Annotated in this window: 21 protein-coding genes; 8 read left to right on the top strand and 13 right to left on the bottom strand. The window is 64.8% G+C overall.

What is annotated here, in order from left to right; genetic code table 11:
- Positions 1-346 precede the first annotated feature (346 nt).
- The 3 genes from SE91_RS29330 to SE91_RS29320 all read right to left on the bottom strand — a co-directional run bounded on the left by SE91_RS29330 (position 347) and on the right by SE91_RS29320 (position 2,703).
- A complete protein-coding gene (locus SE91_RS29330; protein WP_063921327.1) occupies positions 347-1,183 on the bottom strand; it encodes a DUF1194 domain-containing protein in 837 nt (278 codons plus the stop codon).
- A gap of 310 nt (positions 1,184-1,493) precedes the next feature.
- Positions 1,494-1,757: a hypothetical protein gene (locus SE91_RS29325; protein WP_061851394.1), complete on the bottom strand. Its 264-nt coding sequence runs from the start codon at positions 1,755-1,757 to the stop codon at positions 1,494-1,496.
- A gap of 139 nt (positions 1,758-1,896) precedes the next feature.
- On the bottom strand, positions 1,897-2,703 hold the full coding sequence (locus SE91_RS29320; protein WP_061850130.1) for a creatininase family protein: 807 nt from the start codon (positions 2,701-2,703) through the stop codon (positions 1,897-1,899).
- Between the two features lie 132 nt (positions 2,704-2,835).
- Between SE91_RS29320 and SE91_RS29315 the strand changes: the two genes are divergently transcribed.
- The 7 genes from SE91_RS29315 to SE91_RS29285 all read left to right on the top strand — a co-directional run bounded on the left by SE91_RS29315 (position 2,836) and on the right by SE91_RS29285 (position 8,735).
- Positions 2,836-3,858, top strand: a complete 1,023-nt coding sequence (locus SE91_RS29315; RefSeq protein WP_061850129.1) for an ABC transporter substrate-binding protein — start codon at positions 2,836-2,838, stop codon at positions 3,856-3,858.
- A 10-nt stretch (positions 3,859-3,868) separates the two neighbouring features.
- Positions 3,869-4,684 (top strand): ABC transporter ATP-binding protein, encoded by an 816-nt coding sequence (locus SE91_RS29310; protein ID WP_061850128.1) that lies wholly within the window; start codon positions 3,869-3,871, stop codon positions 4,682-4,684.
- Positions 4,681-5,499 (top strand): ABC transporter permease, encoded by an 819-nt coding sequence (locus tag SE91_RS29305; protein WP_061850127.1) that lies wholly within the window; start codon positions 4,681-4,683, stop codon positions 5,497-5,499. Before SE91_RS29310 ends, SE91_RS29305 begins: the two co-directional genes overlap by 4 nt.
- Positions 5,499-6,488, top strand: a complete 990-nt coding sequence (locus SE91_RS29300; protein ID WP_061850126.1) for a 2-hydroxyacid dehydrogenase — start codon at positions 5,499-5,501, stop codon at positions 6,486-6,488. Before SE91_RS29305 ends, SE91_RS29300 begins: the two co-directional genes overlap by 1 nt.
- Positions 6,488-7,210 carry an AprI/Inh family metalloprotease inhibitor gene (locus SE91_RS29295; RefSeq protein ID WP_061851393.1) on the top strand — a complete coding sequence of 241 codons (723 nt, stop codon included), beginning with the start codon at positions 6,488-6,490 and terminating at the stop codon, positions 7,208-7,210. The genes SE91_RS29300 and SE91_RS29295 overlap by 1 nt, the downstream gene beginning before the upstream one ends.
- A 271-nt stretch (positions 7,211-7,481) precedes the next feature.
- Entirely contained in the window at positions 7,482-7,856 is a 375-nt protein-coding gene (locus SE91_RS29290; RefSeq protein ID WP_008542483.1) for a hypothetical protein, read from the top strand.
- Positions 7,857-8,114: 258 nt separating this feature from the next.
- The gene (locus SE91_RS29285; RefSeq protein ID WP_197489533.1) at positions 8,115-8,735 is read left to right on the top strand and encodes a tetratricopeptide repeat protein; all 621 of its coding nucleotides are present in this window, start codon (positions 8,115-8,117) and stop codon (positions 8,733-8,735) included.
- A 45-nt stretch (positions 8,736-8,780) separates the two neighbouring features.
- On the opposite strand, the gene SE91_RS29280 is transcribed toward SE91_RS29285, so the two are convergent.
- From SE91_RS29280 to SE91_RS29265, 4 genes are all read right to left on the bottom strand, one after another.
- Positions 8,781-9,569, bottom strand: a complete 789-nt coding sequence (locus SE91_RS29280; RefSeq protein WP_061850124.1) for a bestrophin-like domain — start codon at positions 9,567-9,569, stop codon at positions 8,781-8,783.
- Between the two features lie 27 nt (positions 9,570-9,596).
- Entirely contained in the window at positions 9,597-10,310 is a 714-nt protein-coding gene (gene radC, locus SE91_RS29275) for a RadC family protein (protein ID WP_060734633.1), read from the bottom strand.
- 88 nt (positions 10,311-10,398) lie between these two features.
- Positions 10,399-11,217, bottom strand: coding sequence for a type I methionyl aminopeptidase (gene map, locus SE91_RS29270; protein ID WP_061850123.1), 819 nt, complete (start codon positions 11,215-11,217; stop codon positions 10,399-10,401).
- Positions 11,218-11,342: 125 nt separating this feature from the next.
- Complete coding sequence (locus SE91_RS29265; RefSeq protein ID WP_061850122.1) at positions 11,343-12,659, bottom strand: mechanosensitive ion channel family protein; 1,317 nt, start codon at positions 12,657-12,659, stop codon at positions 11,343-11,345.
- Positions 12,660-12,870: 211 nt separating this feature from the next.
- On the opposite strand from SE91_RS29265, the gene SE91_RS29260 reads away from it, so the two are divergent.
- Complete coding sequence (locus SE91_RS29260; protein WP_061850121.1) at positions 12,871-14,664, top strand: potassium/proton antiporter; 1,794 nt, start codon at positions 12,871-12,873, stop codon at positions 14,662-14,664.
- A gap of 116 nt (positions 14,665-14,780) precedes the next feature.
- Here the strand turns inward: SE91_RS29260 and modC are convergent, their stop codons facing one another.
- The 6 genes from modC to SE91_RS29230 form a co-directional block, all read right to left on the bottom strand.
- Entirely contained in the window at positions 14,781-15,443 is a 663-nt protein-coding gene (modC, locus tag SE91_RS29255) for a molybdenum ABC transporter ATP-binding protein (protein ID WP_008542493.1), read from the bottom strand.
- Between the two features lie 2 nt (positions 15,444-15,445).
- Positions 15,446-16,141: a molybdate ABC transporter permease subunit gene (modB, locus tag SE91_RS29250; protein WP_061850120.1), complete on the bottom strand. Its 696-nt coding sequence runs from the start codon at positions 16,139-16,141 to the stop codon at positions 15,446-15,448.
- A gap of 13 nt (positions 16,142-16,154) precedes the next feature.
- Positions 16,155-16,940 carry a molybdate ABC transporter substrate-binding protein gene (gene modA, locus SE91_RS29245; RefSeq protein ID WP_061850119.1) on the bottom strand — a complete coding sequence of 262 codons (786 nt, stop codon included), beginning with the start codon at positions 16,938-16,940 and terminating at the stop codon, positions 16,155-16,157.
- A 222-nt stretch (positions 16,941-17,162) separates the two neighbouring features.
- Positions 17,163-17,627 (bottom strand): hypothetical protein, encoded by a 465-nt coding sequence (locus SE91_RS29240; protein WP_061850118.1) that lies wholly within the window; start codon positions 17,625-17,627, stop codon positions 17,163-17,165.
- Positions 17,628-17,629: 2 nt separating this feature from the next.
- The gene (locus tag SE91_RS29235) at positions 17,630-17,839 is read right to left on the bottom strand and encodes a TOBE domain-containing protein (RefSeq protein WP_061850117.1); all 210 of its coding nucleotides are present in this window, start codon (positions 17,837-17,839) and stop codon (positions 17,630-17,632) included.
- Positions 17,840-18,028: 189 nt separating this feature from the next.
- Positions 18,029-18,591 (bottom strand): penicillin-insensitive murein endopeptidase (locus SE91_RS29230; RefSeq protein ID WP_197489532.1); only part of this gene is annotated, 563 nt, incomplete at its 5' end.

Genomic DNA, 18,591 nt, shown 5'->3' with positions numbered 1-18,591 from the left:
AACGTCAAACGCACGCCCCCACAACGCGACTATGTCCCATTCGCCGCAACCGGCATCCCTGCCGATTCGCGGCGATCTTGTCATCAAGTCTTGGTTGGCCCCCGATTGCTTCGGATGATCCAGATCCGATGCGATTTCGCCCAAGTCCTTAAGTCTGCTGCGAACCTTATTGCGAATAATTCGCAATAGCAACTGACGCTCGCCACCTCCTGGAATGGTTCGCACCACTGTGTGACGGGACTGCAACAACGACGGATGGGAGACGAATAGGCCGACCCGGGTCGGCGGATGCTGAAATGCAATGATGTCGCCGAATGCGGTGCTCCCGCCGGCGGACGCTGGCACCCTAGCAGCCGCGGCAGATGCCCTTGATCTTCATATTCAGCAACACGTCCTCCTTGTTGGGGGGACTGCTTGCATTCAAGGCCGGACTCTTCGTAGCCGTGATCGCCGGACCAACCGTACCCCACCGCTGCTGCCAGAGCTTTTCGCCGATCGAGCAGAGGACCCGCGGCTTCTCCTCTACCGCCGGAGCCGGCGATTGCCTGGGCGTCAGACCCGCAACCTCGAGCGCCAGCTTGGTCCGGATTGCCTCCTTGAAATTCTGGCGATCGGTGATCGGCACCACAAAAGAACCGGGCCCGCCAATGACGCAATCTTCGTAGTACCAGTCGATATGGTCGATATGGTTGATATCCGTCGTTCCACTCGGCGTCGCATTGATCAAGACCGGCAGGCCGGTGATGATGATGCCGCTCTGCAACGCTGCGTCTCGCGCCGTGGTGACGGGATCGCCAACGTTGTTGGGACCGTCACCCGAAACGTCGATGATCTGGCGCGCGCCACGGTATGGGCTCTGCTTGAACAACGGTACGGCGAACTTGATCGCGCCTGAAATCGACGTGCGCGAACCGCGGAGGATCGGTGCCTGCATGAGCTCGGTGGCGACCGCGTTGGCCGCTTCCGGTCCGTCGATCTGCCGCCAAGGAACGACGATCTTCTGGTCGTTCGCGGCCGACCATTCGATATAAGTCAGCGCGATCTTGCCCATCGGACCGGCCCGTAAGGCCTCAAGAAACTCCTGCGAGACGATGGCCGTGGCAAAGCCTTCGCGTTGAGCTACCAAGTCCTCCATTTCCATCGAGTAGGAAATATCAACCGCGATGACCAGCTCGACGTCCACGGCGGGCCGGCTGTCGCCCGGGGATCCTGTCTCGGAACATGCTGGAGTGGATGTCAGAATCGCGATCAGGATCGATCCAACGCAGATTCGCCAACTCACGCTCGCCCTCCAGCTACCGGTTCGCATCCTGACACGTGAAGCGTGCGATCGGAAGGGCAGTGAGCCAAGCCGTTGCCCGGCTATTCTGCCGATAAAAGGATGACCCCGCCCGGCGGGGACAGCCGGGCGGGGTCGGGGGGCACGACACGGGGTGGATGAGGCGCCCGTGTCGGACGCAGGATCCACGTTAGATCGGCCTCAGGTACCTAGATCAGTAGCAGGTGCGAACGCGGCCGACGTACTGGCCGAAGGCGTTGTACTGGGCGACCCAGCCGCAGCGGCGATAGCCGTGGTAATAGGGGTCGTTGGTGGCGGCGATCGCGGAGCCGACGACGGCGGCAGTGGCGATGCCGGCGCCCACACCCCAGACCCAACCGGGCTGCTTGGCTTCGGCCGAGGAGGTGGTGGACACGATGCTGCCGGTAACGGCGAGGGTCGCGAGAGCGACGGCGGCAATCTTGGACTTGATCGACATGTGAAACTCCATCCGGGTTGAGGCGGTCCGTTGTGGCCCGCGTGCCCAGTTGGACGGAGGCTCTCCGCGTCCGGTTCGAACGCCGCGGAGTCAGTTCCGGAGCGTCGATCTTTCCCGAATGATTCCAGTGGGATGACAGCTAACCGAGGGGCCCCTTGGCGAGCCTGTTCACGTCGAAGTTATCGACTTCGTTCAGCAGCTCGCAAAACGCCGCCGCGCCCTGATCGATCAGCTGCTCGCCTTTCTCAGCAACGGCCAATGTAGCGTTGCCGACCGCGCCGCTGGGGTTGAGATCCTGCGCCTGCCAGGCGAACGGAGCGGGCCGCTGCGTCGACAGCCAGCGATATTGCCGCTCCAGCGCGATGCTGCTCGCGGGAAAGTCCGCGATCGCATCCACGCGCACCTGCTCGGGATAGCGAGACAGCATGATCGAGGTCTCGACCGCGCCGCCGTGAATGCCGTGGCGCACTTCCTCGGCCGGGAACAGTTTATCCGCGCCCGATAGCCGCGACCACGACGTCGTCACCACGAACAGGTTTTGGTGCGCGCGCAGATCCTGCGCGATCAGCATCATCGCCGCGCTGTTGCCGCCGTGGCTGGTGATGATGACGAGCTTCCTGACGCCGCGCCGCGCGACGTCCTCGCCGATGGCGGTCCATTTCTTCAGCGCAGTTTCGGTCGGCAGCGTCTGCGTGCCCGGATAGTCGATATGCTCGGTGGAAATCCCGATCCGTTCGACGGGCAGGAAGCTGGCGGGAATGCTCTCGGGCAGCAGCTTGCGCACGCGCGCCAGGTAAGCCTCCGCAATCAGCACGTCGGTCGTCACAGGCAGATGCGGGCCGTGCTGCTCGGTCGCGGCCAGCGGCAGCACGGCGATCCAGCGCGACGGGTCCGCGGCGGCGGCATCGGCCCAGCGAATTTCGTTCCAGTCGCGGGACGGCGTCATCAAGGTTTCTTTGCCCGAATTTGTCACGTAATTTGGGGTTATGAGGGGACGCGGGCCCGACCGGCTCGCGTCCCCATGCGGTTTTATCGCGTTGGCTTGGTATCGGCTAGAAGTGATCGACGGAGTGCACTCATGAGCCCCTCTCATCTGCGGCGAGCGTTAATTGCAGGCCTGATCGCCGCTTTCGTCTCGATCCTGCCGGCGCAGGCCGAGACGCTGGACAAGGTCACCTTCGGCACCAATTGGGTTGCCGAGGCCGAGCATGGCGGCTTCTTCCAGGCCGTCGCCGACGGCACCTACAAGAAATACGGCCTCGACGTCACCATCATCCCCGGCGGTCCCAACGAGAACAACCGGATGCTGCTGATCGCCGGCAAGATCGATTTCTTCATGGCCGCGAACACACTGATGTCGTTCGATGCGGTCGCTAACAACGTGCCCGTCATCACCATCGCCGCGATCTTCCAGAAGGATCCGCAGGTGATGCTGACGCAGCCCGACGCCAAGGTCACCAAGATCGAGGAATTGAAGCCGCTGACGCTGTTCGTCTCCAAGGAAGGCATGACCAGCTACTTCCAATGGCTGAAATCCGAATATGGCTTCAGCGAGAAGAACGTCCGCCCCTATAATTTCAATCCGCAGCCCTTCATCGCCAATCCCAAGAGCGCCATGCAGGGCTACGTGACGTCAGAGCCCTTCGCGGTGGAGAAGGCGGCCGGCTTCAAGCCCAACGTGCTGCTGCTCGCCGATTACGGCTTCAACACCTATTCGACCCTGATCGAGACCCGCCGCGACATCGTCGAGAAGAAGCCCGATCTCGTCCAGCGCTTCGTCGATGCCTCCATGATCGGCTGGTACAATTACATCTATCGCGACAATTCCGCCGGCAATGCCCTGATCAAGAAGCTCAATCCGGAGATGACCGACGATCTGCTCGCCTATTCCGTCGCGAAGATGAAGGAGCACGGCATCGTCGATTCCGGAGATAGCTTGAAGAACGGCATCGGCGCCATGAGCGACGAGCGCTACGCCTCCTTCTTCAACAAGATGGTCAAGGCCGGCGTCGTCAAGGCGGATCTCGATTTCCGCAAATCCTACACGCTGCGCTTCGTCAACAAGGGCGTAGGCGTCGAGCTGCGCCCGAACAAGCCGTAACGCGCGGTCGATGTCCGCTGCCCCAACCTCGTCCGCCGTCGAAGCGAGCCTGACGGCGCTCGCCGTCAGCCTGCGCGGCGTGACGAAAGCCTATGACAACGGCGTGATGGCGCTCGGCCCGCTCGACCTTGCCGTGCGCAAGGGCGAGTTCATCTCGCTGCTGGGCCCGTCCGGCTGCGGCAAGTCGACGGCGCTGCGGATCATCGCAAGCCTCATGGCACCGTCGTCAGGTACCGTGCGGGTAGCGCGTCACGACGGCGTGGCGCAGCCGGGCCACGGCATCGGCTTCGTATTCCAGGAGCCGACCCTGATGCCCTGGACCAGCGTGCGCGAGAATGTGCGGCTGCCCCTGCGGCTCGGCCGCGTTCCGAAGGCGGAAGCGTGCGAACGTGCCGATGCGGCGCTCGCCAGCGTCGGGCTCGCCGATTTCGCCGAGGCCTATCCGCGCGAACTGTCCGGCGGCATGAAGATGCGGGTGTCGCTGGCGCGTGCACTCGTCACCGATCCCGATATTCTGCTGATGGACGAGCCGTTTGCCGCGCTCGACGAGATCACGCGCTTCCGCCTCAACAACGATCTGCTCGCGCTGTGGCGCAGCCTCGGCAAGACCGTCATCTTCGTCACCCATTCGGTGTTCGAATCCGTCTACCTGTCGCAGCGCGTCGTGGTGATGACGGCGCGGCCCGGCCGCATCCAGGCCGACCTTCGCATCGAGACGGTCGAGCCGCGCGGCGAGGAGTTTCGCACCTCGACCGCCTATTCCGATTATTGCCGACGCGTGTCGGCCGCGCTGGCGCCGTCATATTCGGGGCAGTCGACGCTATGAGCGCTCAAGCTGCCGTCACTGCAAAACCGCGAGCTGCGCAACGCGCGATGCGCATCGTGCTGCCCGTCATCGTGTTCGCGGCCGGCCTCCTTGCGTGGGAAGCGGTCGTCCGAATCAAGGCGATTCCGCCCTACGTGCTGCCGGCGCCCTCCGTCATCGTCCTGACGTTGATCAAGGACTGGGCGGTGCTGTCACAATCGCTCGCGACCACGCTCCTGACCACGCTCGAAGGCTTCATCGCGGCCAGCATCGGCGGCATTGCGCTGGCGCTGCTGTTCAACCAGTCGAAATGGGTGGAATATTCGCTGTTCCCCTATGCCATCGTGCTCCAGGTGACGCCGGTCATCGCGATTGCGCCGCTGCTGCTGATCTATCTGGAGCAGCAGACCGCGGTCGTGATCTGCGCCTTCATCGTCGCGTTCTTCCCGGTGCTGTCCAACACCACACTCGGGCTCAATTCGGTCGACCGCAATCTCGCCGGCCTGTTCCAGCTCTATGGCGCATCAAAGCCGCAGACCCTGCGCTTTCTCAAGCTGCCTGCGGCGCTGCCCTACATCCTCGGGGGCTTGCGGATCGCCGGCGGCCTGTCGCTGATCGGCGCGGTCGTGGCCGAGATCGCGGCGGGAACGGCCGGTGCCGGCTCCGGCCTCGCCTACAGGATCGCCGAGTCAGGCTATCGATTGAACATACCCCGCATGTTCGCGGCGCTGCTTTTGTTGTCGCTGGCCGGGATTGTCATCTATGGGGTGCTGGCGCTAGTTTCCCACCTCGTTTTACGGCGCTGGCACGAGAGCGCGCTTGGAAAGGAAAGCTGATGTCTACCGGTTCGATTTCGTCCGAAAAGATCGATCTTTTGATTTATGGACCGGTGCGGCCGATCCTCGACAACGGATTTTCCGACCATTTCGTCGTGCACAAGGCCGAGACGCGTGGTGACCTCGAGCGGCTGACGCCGGCGATCCGCGAGAAGATCCGCGGCGTCGCCGTGACCTATCACACCGTGCGTGCCGACAAGGACTCGCTGTCGCAATTGCCCAAGATCGAGATGGTGGCGAGCTTCGGCGTCGGCTACGACCACGTCGATGTCAAATATGCGGCCGAGCACAAGATCATCGTCACCAACACGCCTGATGTGCTGACCGAGGAGGTCGCCGACGTCGCGATGGGCCTGTTGATCTCGACCTTGCGCGAATTCATCAAGGCCGACCGCTATGTCCGCTCCGGGCTCTGGCAGACGCAGAACTACCCGCTCAGCGTCGGCTCGTTGCGCGACCGCAAGGTCGGCATCGTCGGCATGGGCCGGATCGGCCAGGCCATCGCGCGCCGGCTCGATGCCTCGCTGGTGCCGGTGGTCTATCACTCGCGCAATCCGTCCAAGGACGTCTCCTACAAGCACTATCCTGACTTGATCGAGATGGCCAAGGCGGTGGACACGCTGATGGTGATCGTCCCCGGCGGCGCCAGCACGAACAAGATGATCAATGCCGAGGTGCTCAAGGCGCTCGGTCCGCGCGGCGTGTTGATCAACGTCGCGCGCGGCTCGGTGGTGGACGAGCCGGCGCTGGTTCAGGCGCTGAAATCAGGCACCATCCTCGCCGCCGGCCTCGACGTGTTCGCGGCCGAGCCGAACGTGCCGGACGAGCTTAAGACCATGCAGAACGTCGTGCTGCTGCCGCATATCGGCTCCGCCTCGGTGGTGACGCGCAACGCCATGGACCAGCTCGTGGTCGACAACCTCAAGGCCTGGTTCGGCGGCAAGGCGCCGCTGACCCCGGTTGCGGAAACACCCTTCAAGGGTCGATGATGAGAGCTCTTCGGGTCGTTGCATCCGCCGTCGCGGCCTCTTTCTCCGCGATCGGCGCCGTCGTGGCCTGCCTGGCCGCGATCGGCATCGCGCATGCGCAGGATGCGGCGGCCCTGAAGAAGCAGATGCCCGGACAGTGGGAGCTCTCGACCACCGAGCGCAGCAAGACCTGCGTGGTCACCCTCAAGGGCGACGCCGCAGGCCAGGGCTTCAAGCTCGAGCTCGAGCCGGCCTGCAAGGCCGCGCTGCCCTTCACCAAGGACATCGTCGCCTGGAGCGTCAGGGGGCTGGACATCGTCCGCTTGCAGGACGCAACGGGTGAAGCCGTGATCGACTTCACCGAGGTCGAGGCCGGCATCTTCGAGGGCCTGCGCCAGGGCGAGGGCGTCTACATCCTGCAGGACCTCGCCGCCGCGCGCGCCATGGCCAAGTCGATGGACCAGATGATCGGCGATTGGTCGATGGTGCGCGGCAACGGCCAGCCGGTGTGCGGGCTGACGCTGACCAACACCGAGGCGGGGCCGGACAATTTCCAGGTCTTCCTCAAGCCGAGATGCGACGCGTCGATCGCGCAGTTCAACCCGACGCAATGGCGGCTCGAGCGCGGCCAGATCATCCTGATGTCGAAATCGGGCGATGCCTGGCAGTTCGAGGCCGACGACAACGCGCAATGGCGGCGCGTCCCCGACACCGCCGATCCCCTGATCATGCTGCGGCAGTAGGTGCCCGCCGCCGTCCCTGCGCGACCTGCGCGCGCGCCTCGTCCTTCGAGACGACCGCTTTGCGGTCTCCTCAGGATGAGGCTAAGCAGCATCGGTGCGCGTTGAAACGGCAGCCGCGCAAACGATCCTCATCCTGAGGGCCCGCCAACGGCGGGCGTCTCGAAGGATGGCGACAGGGAACATCGTTCACACATGCGATGTCCTGCCTCCAGGGAACCGGAGCAGTACGGCATCCGTTGATAGAACAGGCGATTCCGTTGGGAGATCCGGCATGGCCAAGCGCGTTCTCGCGATCGGCATCGAGCCTGGTAATGCGGATTACAGCGCATTCCCGCAGCTCACGCCCGAAAATGTCCGTAGCTACATCGAGGCCCAGCTGCTGCGTTTGCGCGGGCTCGGTTTCGAGGTCACGAGCTGCCTGATCGATCTCGATGCGACCGCCGAGGCCGCCGTCACGGCGGCGCTGCGCGACGAGCGCTTCGACTGCATCGTGATCGGCGCCGGCCTGCGCGAGCAGAAGGAGCGATTGCTGTTGTTCGAGAGGGTGCTCAACCTCGTCCATCGCCTCGCGCCCGATGCTGCGATCTGCTTCAACACCACGCCGGCCGATACCGCCGAAGCCGTGCAGCGCTGGATCGAGCCGTGAGCTGACGGCACTCGCTCGTCAAGATTGCGTGCGTCATTTCGTTGACGCAATCAACGCTGTCGGCTTTGCGGCGGCCGCGGCCAAGTTCGCCGGTTTCTGAATTGCTGCCAGATTTGAACTTTTCCTCCGTTCCGGTGACCAAGGCATAATGGTCAGACCGGATCGGGCTTGGATATGAGATTGGTTGCCGTTGCCTTCGCTTGCATTCTCGGCCTCTCGATGCCCGCCGAGGCAAATGACACCCGCACCTTCAATGCGATGGTGACGCTGGCCGATCGCGGGGATGCCGAGGCGCAATACCATGTCGGCATGATGCACAATAACGGCATCGGCACGCCGCCGGATCGCAGCCAGGCCTTCGAGTGGTTTCAGAAATCGGCCGCGGCCAACCACCCGCTGGGGGCCTACAAGCTCGGTTGTTATTACGACGGCCAAGGCGCAGGCGTCGTCGCAACCGACTCGGATCAAGCGTTGAAATACAAGCTCGTTTCGGCCAAGGCCGGCTATGCGAGAGCCCAGCACGATGTCGCGCTCATGTACGACCGGCAAGGCAACTCAGAAGAAGCGCTGAAATGGTGGAAGCTGGCAGGCGATCAGGGGCTTCCCGCCGCGCTCTTCAGCCTGTCCCGTGCGTATTCCGCCGGGAAGGGCACGCCGAGGGATCTGTCCCTGTCGTATGCCTATTTCAAGCTCTCGAAGGTGGCGCCGGCCAAGAACGTGAACGAGATGGCCGGAATGCTGTCCAAGCCGGAACTCGCGAATGCAGAAAGGCTGGTCGCTGCATGGAAGCCGCAACCGACTGCCCTGACGCTCAAGGCATTCGCCGGCATCTCAGCCGCGGAAGACTACTTGAAAGCCGCCAAGAACCAGATGTTCTGATCTAGCTGAGATCAACCGCATCCCGCGCAGGCTGGCGTGCCCGCTCTAGGTCTTTGCCGCCGCCTCCGGCATGATCTGGAGCAGCGGCTCTGGCTGAATCGAGATCTGGCCGGCGAACGGCCGGTCGTGCGCGGCGATCAGCAGGACCGAGGTGGCCACCCCCGTTGCGAACAGGCCCATCGCGATCGCCGATCCCAGCCGGTTGTCGCAATGAACGAGGCCGATCACCAGCAATGCGCAGGCGGCCTGGAGGTACAGGCACCACCATTTGACTGGATTGACCGCGGCGAGGCTGACGATGATCCGCTGCCGCCGCGCATCCAGCGCCTGCTCCAGCGCGGCGATGAGCTCGCGCTGCACATTCGCCTGCCCCGTGCCTTGCGGCGTCATCGTGATGACGAGTTGGAGGGCATCGGCGAGCGCCGGCGGCGTCACCTTCAGCGATGCCTCCTGATGCGCCATCATCGGCCATTCCACCGCGACGGCCTGCCCGACATAGTCGCGCACCAGGCCGCGCAGCTTCGTCTCCTGCTCCGCCGGCAGGCCGCCGGCCAGCAGCACGGCGCTGCGCAGCGCGCTGGCCTCGCGGCTTACCGCGGCACTGGCGCGATCGCTGTCGCCCCAGACCTGCGCTGCGGTGAAGGCGACGAACAGGCCGAAGATGATGCCGAGCACGGGCAGCATGCCCGGCGAGATCGCTTTGAGCGATTTTGCACGCTCCCCCGTCGCGACAAGCGCGATGCCTGCGAAGATCGCCGCGGCCACAAGATAGGTGAATCCGACGATCACCAGCGCCATCAAAGGCACCGGCAGATTGTGCAGCCAGTCGCTCATCGTTTCCTTGTCATCCGATTTGAGGCTCTAGATCAACCGCATCCCGCGCAGGCTGGCGTGCCCACTCTTGCCCACGATGATGTGGTCGTGCACGGCAATCCCCAGCGGCTTGGCGATGTCGATGATCGCTTTCGTCATCTGGATGTCGGCCTGCGAGGGCGAGGGATCGCCGGAGGGATGGTTGTGCACCAGGATCAGCGCGGTCGCCGATAGCTCGAGCGCGCGCTTGATCACCTCGCGTGGATAGACCGGGGTGTGGTCGACGGTGCCGGTCTGCTGCACCTCGTCGGCGATGAGCTGGTTGCGCTTGTCGAGGAAGAGCAGGCGAAACTGTTCCTTGTCGGCGAAGGCCATGCTGGTGCGGCAATAGGCGATCACCTCGTTCCAGGACGACAGCGCGTTGCGGCTGTTGACCTCGCCCTTGGCGACGCGGTGCGCCGCAGCGGCGATCAGCTTGAGCTGGTTGATTGCGGCCTCGCCGACCCCGTCGACCTCGCGCAGCCGCGCCACCGGCGCGTGCACGACCTCCGCGAACGAGCCGAAGGTCTTGATCAGCGTCTTCGCCAGCGGCTTGGTGTCGCGCCGGGGCAGCGCCGGAAACAGCGCCATCTCCAACAGCTCGTAATCGCTCAGCGCATCCGCGCCCGCACTGTAGAAGCGCTCGCGCAGCCGCTCGCGATGGCCGTGATAATGCGGCGCGTCCTCAGGCTTGCTCGTGTCGGGGTCCGGCTTGACGGGCATTGCGCCCAAGCATCGCCGGGGAGCCGCGTTTTTGCAACCGTCAATTGCGCTGGCAAACTAAGCTATGCCGGATCGGCTGGCACCAAGCTCACCCGATCGGCTTCTCGCCGTGCCGCTTCGACAGCGTGAAAATCTCGACACCGGTCGCGGTGACGCCGACCGAATGCTCGAACTGCGCCGACAGCGAGCGGTCGCGGGTCACCGCGGTCCAGCCGTCGGAGAGGATCTTCACATGCGGCTTGCCGAGATTGATCATCGGCTCGATGGTGAAGAACATGCCGGGCTTGAGCTGCACGCCCTCGCCGGGACGGCCGATATGGATGATGTTCGGCTCGTCGTGGAACATGCGCCCGAGGCCATGGCCGCAGAAATCGCGCACGACGCTCATGCCCTGCGGCTCGACGAAGCTCTGAATGGCGTGGCCGATGTCGCCGGTGGTGGCGCCGGGCTTCACGGCGGCGATGCCGCGCATCATCGCTTCATAGGTGACTTCGATCAGCCGCTCGGCCTTGCGCGCGATCGGGCCGACCGCATACATCCGGCTGGAATCGCCATACCAGCCGTCGACGATGAAGGTGACGTCGATGTTGACGATGTCGCCCTCCTTCAGCGGACGGTCGCCGGGCATGCCGTGGCAGACGACGTGGTTGAGCGAGGTGCAGGTCGAGTAGCGGTAGCCGCGATACATCAGCGTCGCCGGATAGGCGCCGTTGCTGAAGGCGAAGTCGCGGACGAATTCGTCGATGGTCGAGGTCGGCACGCCCGGAGCGACGATGTCGGTGAGTTCGTCGAGGCACTGCGCCACCAGCGCGCCGGCCTTGCGCATGCCGGCAAAGGCGGCCGGCCCATGCAGCTTGATCTGTCCGGTCTTGCGCAGGGAGGTATCGGTGGCTTCGACGTAGCTCATGCGAGAACTGTCTTCCGGGCTCGGTCTGATCTGGATATCGGCGGAAAGGCTTGATTTCAGGCCCTAATCTAATGATTGCGAGCCTTCATGCAAGCCAAGCGTACTCTTTGCGCCCGAAAGCCGGCCTAATTCGGGACTTCTACGGTGGTTTCGACCGGCAGGGCGCCGCCGCGGATGCGGATTTCGCGGACCGGGTAGGGAACCCGGATGCCCTCCTGCTTGAAGGCGTCCCACAGCGCCAGCATCACGTCGCTTTTGACGGTGTCCATGCCGTCGGGGTCGGCGAGCCACAGGGTCAACGAGAACTTCATCCCTGCCTCCGCAAACTCGGTCAGAATGCAGTTCGGCGGCTTGCCCTTCTGGGCGCGGGGGTGGGCGGCGGCGGTCTCGGCCGCGAGCTTGCAGACGAGCCGGGGGTCGGCGTCGTAATTGGTGCCGAAGGCGATCTTCACCAGCGTGTTCTTGTCGGTATAGGTCCAGTTGACGACCTTCTGCGTCACCAGATCCTCGTTCGGCACCAGGAATTCGCGTCCGTCGCCGGCTGCGACGGAAATATAGCGCGTCTTCATCGCGCTGATGCGTCCGGTGTTGTCGCCGATGGTGACGAGGTCGCCGGGCTTCACCGATTTGTCTGCGAGCAGGATGATGCCGGAGATGAAATTGGCGACGATCTTCTGCAGGCCGATACCGATGCCGACGCCGACCGCGCCGGAGAATACGGCAAGCGCCGACAGATCGATGCCGACCGCGCCGAGCGCAATGACGATTGCGACGGCAAGAAGCCCGATGCGGATGATCTTCACCAGCAGCACCTGCACCGACGGCGTCAGGTCTGTGGTCGCGTTGATCCGGCTCTCAGCGAAATTGCTCGCGATATTGGTCAGCCAGAGCGCGATCAGCAGCAGCGCGCCGGCCTTGATCGCCAACAGCGGGGTCAGCCTGAGGCCGCCGAGCACGATGGCGAACGAATCGAGCAGCTCCACCGTCGTTTCCAGCTGCCCGATGATGGAAAGCGCGGCGACGAACCAGGCCGTGATCGACACCAGCTTGACGATGAACGCGTTGCGCAGGACCGACGTCACCAACCGGATCACGAGCCAGGCCAGCCCCATCTTGGCAGCGACCATCAGGAGATAGCTGCGGCTCGGCCAGGTCGCGTGGTACATCACCACGCGCGAGACGATCACGAGCAGCGTGAACACCGCCGTCGAGGCGCTCGCGACCATCACCCGTGCGAAATGCCGGAGCGGCAGCGGCCAGCGCATCGCCAGTGACGTCATGTCGACCCGGCTGCGAATGCCGGCCTCAGCGGCATAGGCGATGCCGGCCGCGGCCAGAATGAGGCCGAATTGCAGGTAGAACCAGGGTGACGAGATTTCCGCCCCGACGCTGCGTGCAGTGGTCTGCACGAACTCCATGAAGTCTTTGAGGTCCATGTCCATCGGTCTCGTCGGGAAGCAGGCGGGCGCAATTGATTCGAGGGAGCCGCAGAATCCCACAAAGGGTACGGCCGAGCCATCGATACACCGTGAAGTGAAGCGCGTTAAGGCCGCAAAATGCGGGCACATTGCCGCGAGCGGGCGAAAATGGGTTGGCGCAGGAGTGTGCCGACGATAAGGATGGATATTCCAGCGATTTGTACTCGGAAGGTGGATGGCCTCTCTCGACTCCGTCAGTCTCGCCATATTGCTCGGCGCCGTCCTCGTCATGGCCGGCATTCTCTCCAGCCTGCTGGCGCTGCGCTTCGGCGCGCCGTTGCTGCTCGTCTTCCTTGCCATCGGCATGCTCGCCGGCGATTCCGGTCCCGGCCAGCTCCAGTTCGACGACGTCCGCACCACCTATCTAGTCGGATCGGTCGCACTCGCTTTGATCCTGTTCGACGGCGGCCTCAGGACACGCTTTGCCAGCATCCGCACCGTGCTCGCACCCTCCGTAGTGCTGGCGACGATCGGCGTGCTGCTGACGGCGCTGATAACGGCCCCGTTCGCGAAATACGCCCTCGACCTCAACTGGTCGGAATCGCTGCTGGTCGGCGCCGTCGTGGCCTCGACCGACGCCGCCGCGGTGTTCCTGCTGGTGCACACCCAGGGCCTGCGCCTGCGCCCGCGTGTCGGCGCGACGCTGGAGGCGGAATCCGGCACCAACGACCCCTTCGCGATCTTCCTCACCTTGATGCTGGTCGAATACATCTCGCTCGGAACGAGCTCGCCCGGCCATGTGCTGGTGGAGTTCATCCAGGAGGCGGTGCTGGGTGCCGTCGTCGGCGTCATCGGCGGACGCCTCGTCGTCATCGCGCTGAACCAGGTGGCGCTGCCGCAGGGCCTGCATGCGCCATTCGTGACGACCGCTGCGCTCGTCATCTTCGGCGGCTCGCAGATCATGCACGCCTCCGGCTTCCTCGCCGTCTATCTCGCCGGCATCATCATCGGCAACCGGCCGACGCGCGCGCACAATTCCGTGGTGGCCTTCCTGGACGCCGCGACCTGGCTGGCACAGATCGTGATGTTCGTGCTGCTCGGCCTGCTGGTCTCGCCGAACCGGCTCGGTGCCAGTCTTTTGCCGGCGATCGCCGTCGCGCTGGTCCTGATGCTGGTCGCCCGACCGATCGCGGTGTTCGCGTGCCTTGGCCCGTTCCGCTTCAATTGGCGCGAAAAGATCTTCATCGCCTGGACCGGCCTGCGCGGCGCGGTCGCGATCTTCCTGGCGTCGATCCCGATGCTGGTCGGCCTGCCCAAGGCCTATCTCTATTTCGACGTCGCCTTCGTCGTCGTCATCATCTCGCTGTTGCTGCAAGGCTGGACGCTGGCACCGGCGGCGCGCAAGCTCCACGTGGCGCTGCCGCGCGCCGAGCGCGGCCCGCGCCGCGTCGAGCTCGATCTGCCCGGCCAGCTCGAGCAGCAGCTGGTCGGCTATCCGGTGCGGCCGAAGAGCCTGTATTTCCGCCGTGGCCTGATCCCGTCGTGGTCCAAGCCGACGCTGGTGATCCGCAACGAGAACATCCTGACGCCGATGGAGGCCGAGCCGATCGCGCCCGGCGACTACATCTACCTCTTGGCGCCGCCGGAAAAGGCCGAGGCGCTCGACCGCTTCTTCGTCGACATGCAGCCGAGCTCGGCGCCAGATCCGCATCTGCTCGGCGACTTCATGGTCTCCGGCGAGCACACGCTCGCCGAGCTCGCCGAGATCTACGGCGTGAAGGTCGGCGAGGACGATGGCAAGCTGACGATGGCCGATTATTTCGACGTCCATCTCGACCACGCGCCGAAGGAGGGTGCCGAGCTGCCGCTGGACGAGATCGTGCTGGTCGCACGTTCGATCTCCGGCGGCCGCGTCAACGTCGTCGGTCTGCGCCTGCCGGAAGAGGACGAGACCCCGCCGGCGCTGACGCGCGCGCAAACGCTGCGGAAGAAGCTCGCCGATGTCTGGGCCTCGGTGGCGGGGGGTTAGGCGCGCCTTGCAGCCGGACGCGTAGCCCGGATGGAGCGAAGCGTAATCCGGGATGCTTCTCCCGTGGCACCGTCCCGGATTGCGCTTCGCTCCATCCGGGCTACGAAACGCCCCCGTTACGCCAGCACCTTCACCCCGCCAAGACTCGTCACCCGCCCCTGCTTCAGCATCACGATCTGCGTCGCGAGCTGGCGCAGCTCGGCGACGTCGTGGCTGACATAGACCATCGGCACGTTGGCTTCATCGCGCAGCCGCGTCAGATAGGGCAGGATCTCGAGCTTGCGGCCCTCGTCGAGCGCGCCGAGCGGCTCGTCGAGCAAGAGGAGGCGCGGCCGCGCCAGCAGCGCGCGGCCGAGCGCGACGCGCTGGCGCTCACCGCCGGAGAGTTTTCCGGGGCGGCGATCCTGCAGCGCACCGATGTCGAGCAGATCGATGATGCGCTTGTGCTGCGCGCGATCCGGCGCAAGGCCGTTCATCCGCCGTCCGTAATCCAGGTTCTGCGCGACGCTGAGGTGCGGAAACAGTCGGGCATCCTGGAAGACATAGCCAATGCGGCGGCGATAAGTCGGCACGTGGAGGCCGGCGGCGGTATCGTCGACGGTTTCGCCATCGATCACGATGGTGCCGCGGTCGGGCCGCAGCAGCCCTGCGATCATGTTGACCAGCGATGTCTTGCCGGCACCCGACGCACCGAACAGGCCGATGACGCGGCCTTCGCTGGTGAAGGACGCGGAGAGCGAGAATTCGCCGAGCTTCTTTTCGACATCGACGCGCAGCATGGTCAGTTCCCGTGCAGCCGCGCGGTGGCGCGGCGGGCGAACCATTCGGCCGCGATCAGCGCGCCGATCGCGAGCACGACCGAGACGATGACGAGCCGGCCGGCGGCGGCATCGCCGTCAGGTGTCTGGATCAGCGAATAGATCGCGGACGAGATCGTCTGGGTCTCGCCGGGAATGTTGGAGACGAAGGTGATGGTGGCGCCGAACTCGCCGATCGCCTTGGCAAAGCCGAGCACCATGCCGGCGAGCACGCCGGGCAGTGCCAGCGGCAGCGTCACCGTGAAGAACACTTTCCATGGCGCCGCGCCGAGCGTCTCGGCGGCCTGCTCGAGCCGGCGGTCGATCGCCTCGATCGACAGCCGCATCGGCCGCACCAGCAGCGGAAACGCCATCACGCCGCAGGCGAGTGCCGCGCCGGTCCAGCGGAACGAGAAGACGATGCCGAGATGGTCGGCGAGGAAGCCGCCAACGAGGCCTTTGCGGCCGAAGGTCAGAAGCAGCAGATAGCCGGTGACGACCGGCGGCAGCACCAGCGGCAGATGCACCACGGCGTCGAGAAACGACTTGCCCCAAAAGTCATGGCGGGCGAGCAGCCATGCCAGCGCGATGCCGAACGGCGTTGCCACCAGGGTCGCAATGATGGCGACCCTGAGCGAGAGCAGGATCGCCGTCCATTCAGCGGGAGAGATGTCGAGCATCAAGCGACGAAGATCAGGTGCTGGGGCTCACCAGGAATTTGAAGCCGTACTTTTCCAGGATGGTCTTGGCCGCCGACGAGCGCAGGAAGGCGAGATAATCGCTGGTCTCGCTCTTCGCGGTGGTGGTCGCCGCGACCGGATAGATGATCGCGGGATGCGAATCCGCCGGGAAGCTGCCGACGATCTTCACGCCAGGCTCGACCTTGGCGTCGGTCGCATAGACGATGCCGAGCGCGGCCTCGCCGCGGGCGACCAGCGTCAGCGCGGCGCGCACGCTCTCGGCCATGGCGAATTTCGGCTCGGCCGCCTGCCACGCGCCCAGCTTCTCCAGCGCAGCCTTGGCGTATTTTCCGACCGGTACCGACTTGACGTCGCCGGTCACGATCCTGCCGTCGCCGACAAGTTTTGCGAGGTCGAAGCCCTGCGCGACGTTGACGTTGTCGATCCTGGAATCCTTCGGCGCGATCAGCACGATGCCATTGCCGAGCAAATTGACTCTGGAAGGCTCGTTGATGGCTTTCTTGGAGACTGCGTAGTCCATCCAGTCGGTGTCGGCGGAGACGAACACGTCGGCCGGTGCGCCTTGCTCGATCTGCTTGGCCAGTGCCGAGCTCGCGGCGTAGCTCGCGACGATCTTGACGCCGGTCCTGGCGGTGTAGGCGGCATCGATCTCGTCGAGCGCGTTCTTCATCGAGGCGGCGGCGAACACGGTGATGGTCGTGTCTTGCGCGCTGGCAGGCGAAAAGCTCGCGCCGGCGAGGATGACGAAGGCGGCGAAAAGTCCGGCAATACGAATCATGAGTTAGCGCTCCGTGCGAGCCCGCGCGTGCAAATGCACGCGCAAATCTGGCGTTGGGTTCAAGTCAGGTTGCGACGGGCGGAAGCGCTGTCCGCGTGTCCCGGCAACGGCTTACGGCCGGCGGGGATATCGCACCTGCGAAGATAGCAGGCTGGGCCGCCAGGTCAAAGGCGGCTGTTTGGCCTATTGCGCCGGCAGGATCGCAATCGAGAGCGAGTTGTCCTAGGCGCCGCTGACCTGCAGCACGAAGGGCTGTCCCGACAGCTCGTATTTGATGGTCTTGCGGATGCCGGCGCAATCGGTCGCGCCGCTGAAGGCCACCGGCTTGAGGAAATGCCCGTCCTGCACCACGTCGACCCAGGCCCCTGCGGACAGGCTGATCGTGTAAAGCCCGGCCTTCGGCGCCTTGATGCTGGTGAAGCCGGCAAAGGTGCCGTCCTTGGGCGCCCGCTCCGGCGGCGTCGGCAGCCTGGCTTCACCTGGGACGACCAGCCCCAGCGTGATGGCGGATGACGGTAGCGTCGTCTGTTCGCTTCCCGATGCCAGCTTGGCACGATCCGACGCCGTGAGCGCTGCGCGCTCGCGCTCGATCGGCCATTTGAACTTGTCGCAGCCGCTGGGCTCGTCTGCGGCGAGAACGGGAGTTGCCCCGATCAGCAGCAGCGCCACGAGGAAGCAGGTTTTCATGCTCAATCCACGGCAATCATGACGTCGGAGGCCTTGATAACGACGATGACGTTGCCGCCGATCTTGATGCCGAGATCGTCGACAGCCTCGTTGGTGATCGAGGACGTCACGATCGTGCCGTTGCCGATATCGACGCGGATGTGGGAGGTCGTGGCACCCTTGGTGACCTCGACGACACTGCCCTTGATCTGGTTACGTGCACTGATGCGCATGGATCTCTCACGGTAGCCGGCGTACGGCGATGTTGCCGCGCGTACGGATGTGGGATTGGTCGGAGCGGGATGCGCGTCCCGGAATGCCGCGGGCTTACGGCACGGCGGCGGCACGATCCTAGCGCATGTCAGTGGCGCGAGCCAACCAACGAGTTCGTCATCCCGGGCTCGCTTCGCGCCTGGGGATGCTTACGGCTTCACATCCGCCGCATGCAGCACCGCCTTGCAGGCCGCCGGCATCTGCGCCAGCGTCATCGGCGGCTTCGGCTTCGGCGGCTCCGGCGGCGGTTTCGGGTGCAGCACGGCGTCCGAGAACCAATAGGCGAGATCGGACGGCTTGCAGCCTTCGTCCTCGGATTGCGACGGTTGGCCCTCGCAGTCCCCGGCGCCCGCCGGGCAATGCATGCGGATGTGGAAGTGATAGTCGTGGCCCCACCACGGGCGGATCTTCGACAGCCAGGCGCGGTCGCCCTTGGCCTCGCGGCACAGCGCCTTCTTGATCGCCGCGTTGACGAAGATGCGCTGCACGGCGGGTTCACGCGCCGCATCGCGCAGCACCAGCACATGGCCTGATGTGAACACGTTCGGATCGACGTCGAGCCGGTCGGGCCGCACCATCATCACCGCGCTCATCTCCTCGCGCTCCTCGCGCGAGAGCCGGCGGTCCGGCATCGGCGTCAGCCAGATGTCGGCGTCGAGGCCGATCTGGTGACTGGCATGGCCCGACAGCGCCGGCCCGCCGCGCGGCTGGG

Origin of the sequence: Bradyrhizobium sp. DOA1, assembly GCF_001593325.1 — a bacterium.
In the GTDB taxonomy this organism is placed as follows: domain Bacteria; phylum Pseudomonadota; class Alphaproteobacteria; order Rhizobiales; family Xanthobacteraceae; genus Bradyrhizobium.
Note: the sequence above shows the minus strand (reverse complement) of the source record. Positions and strands in the feature narration are given on the sequence as shown.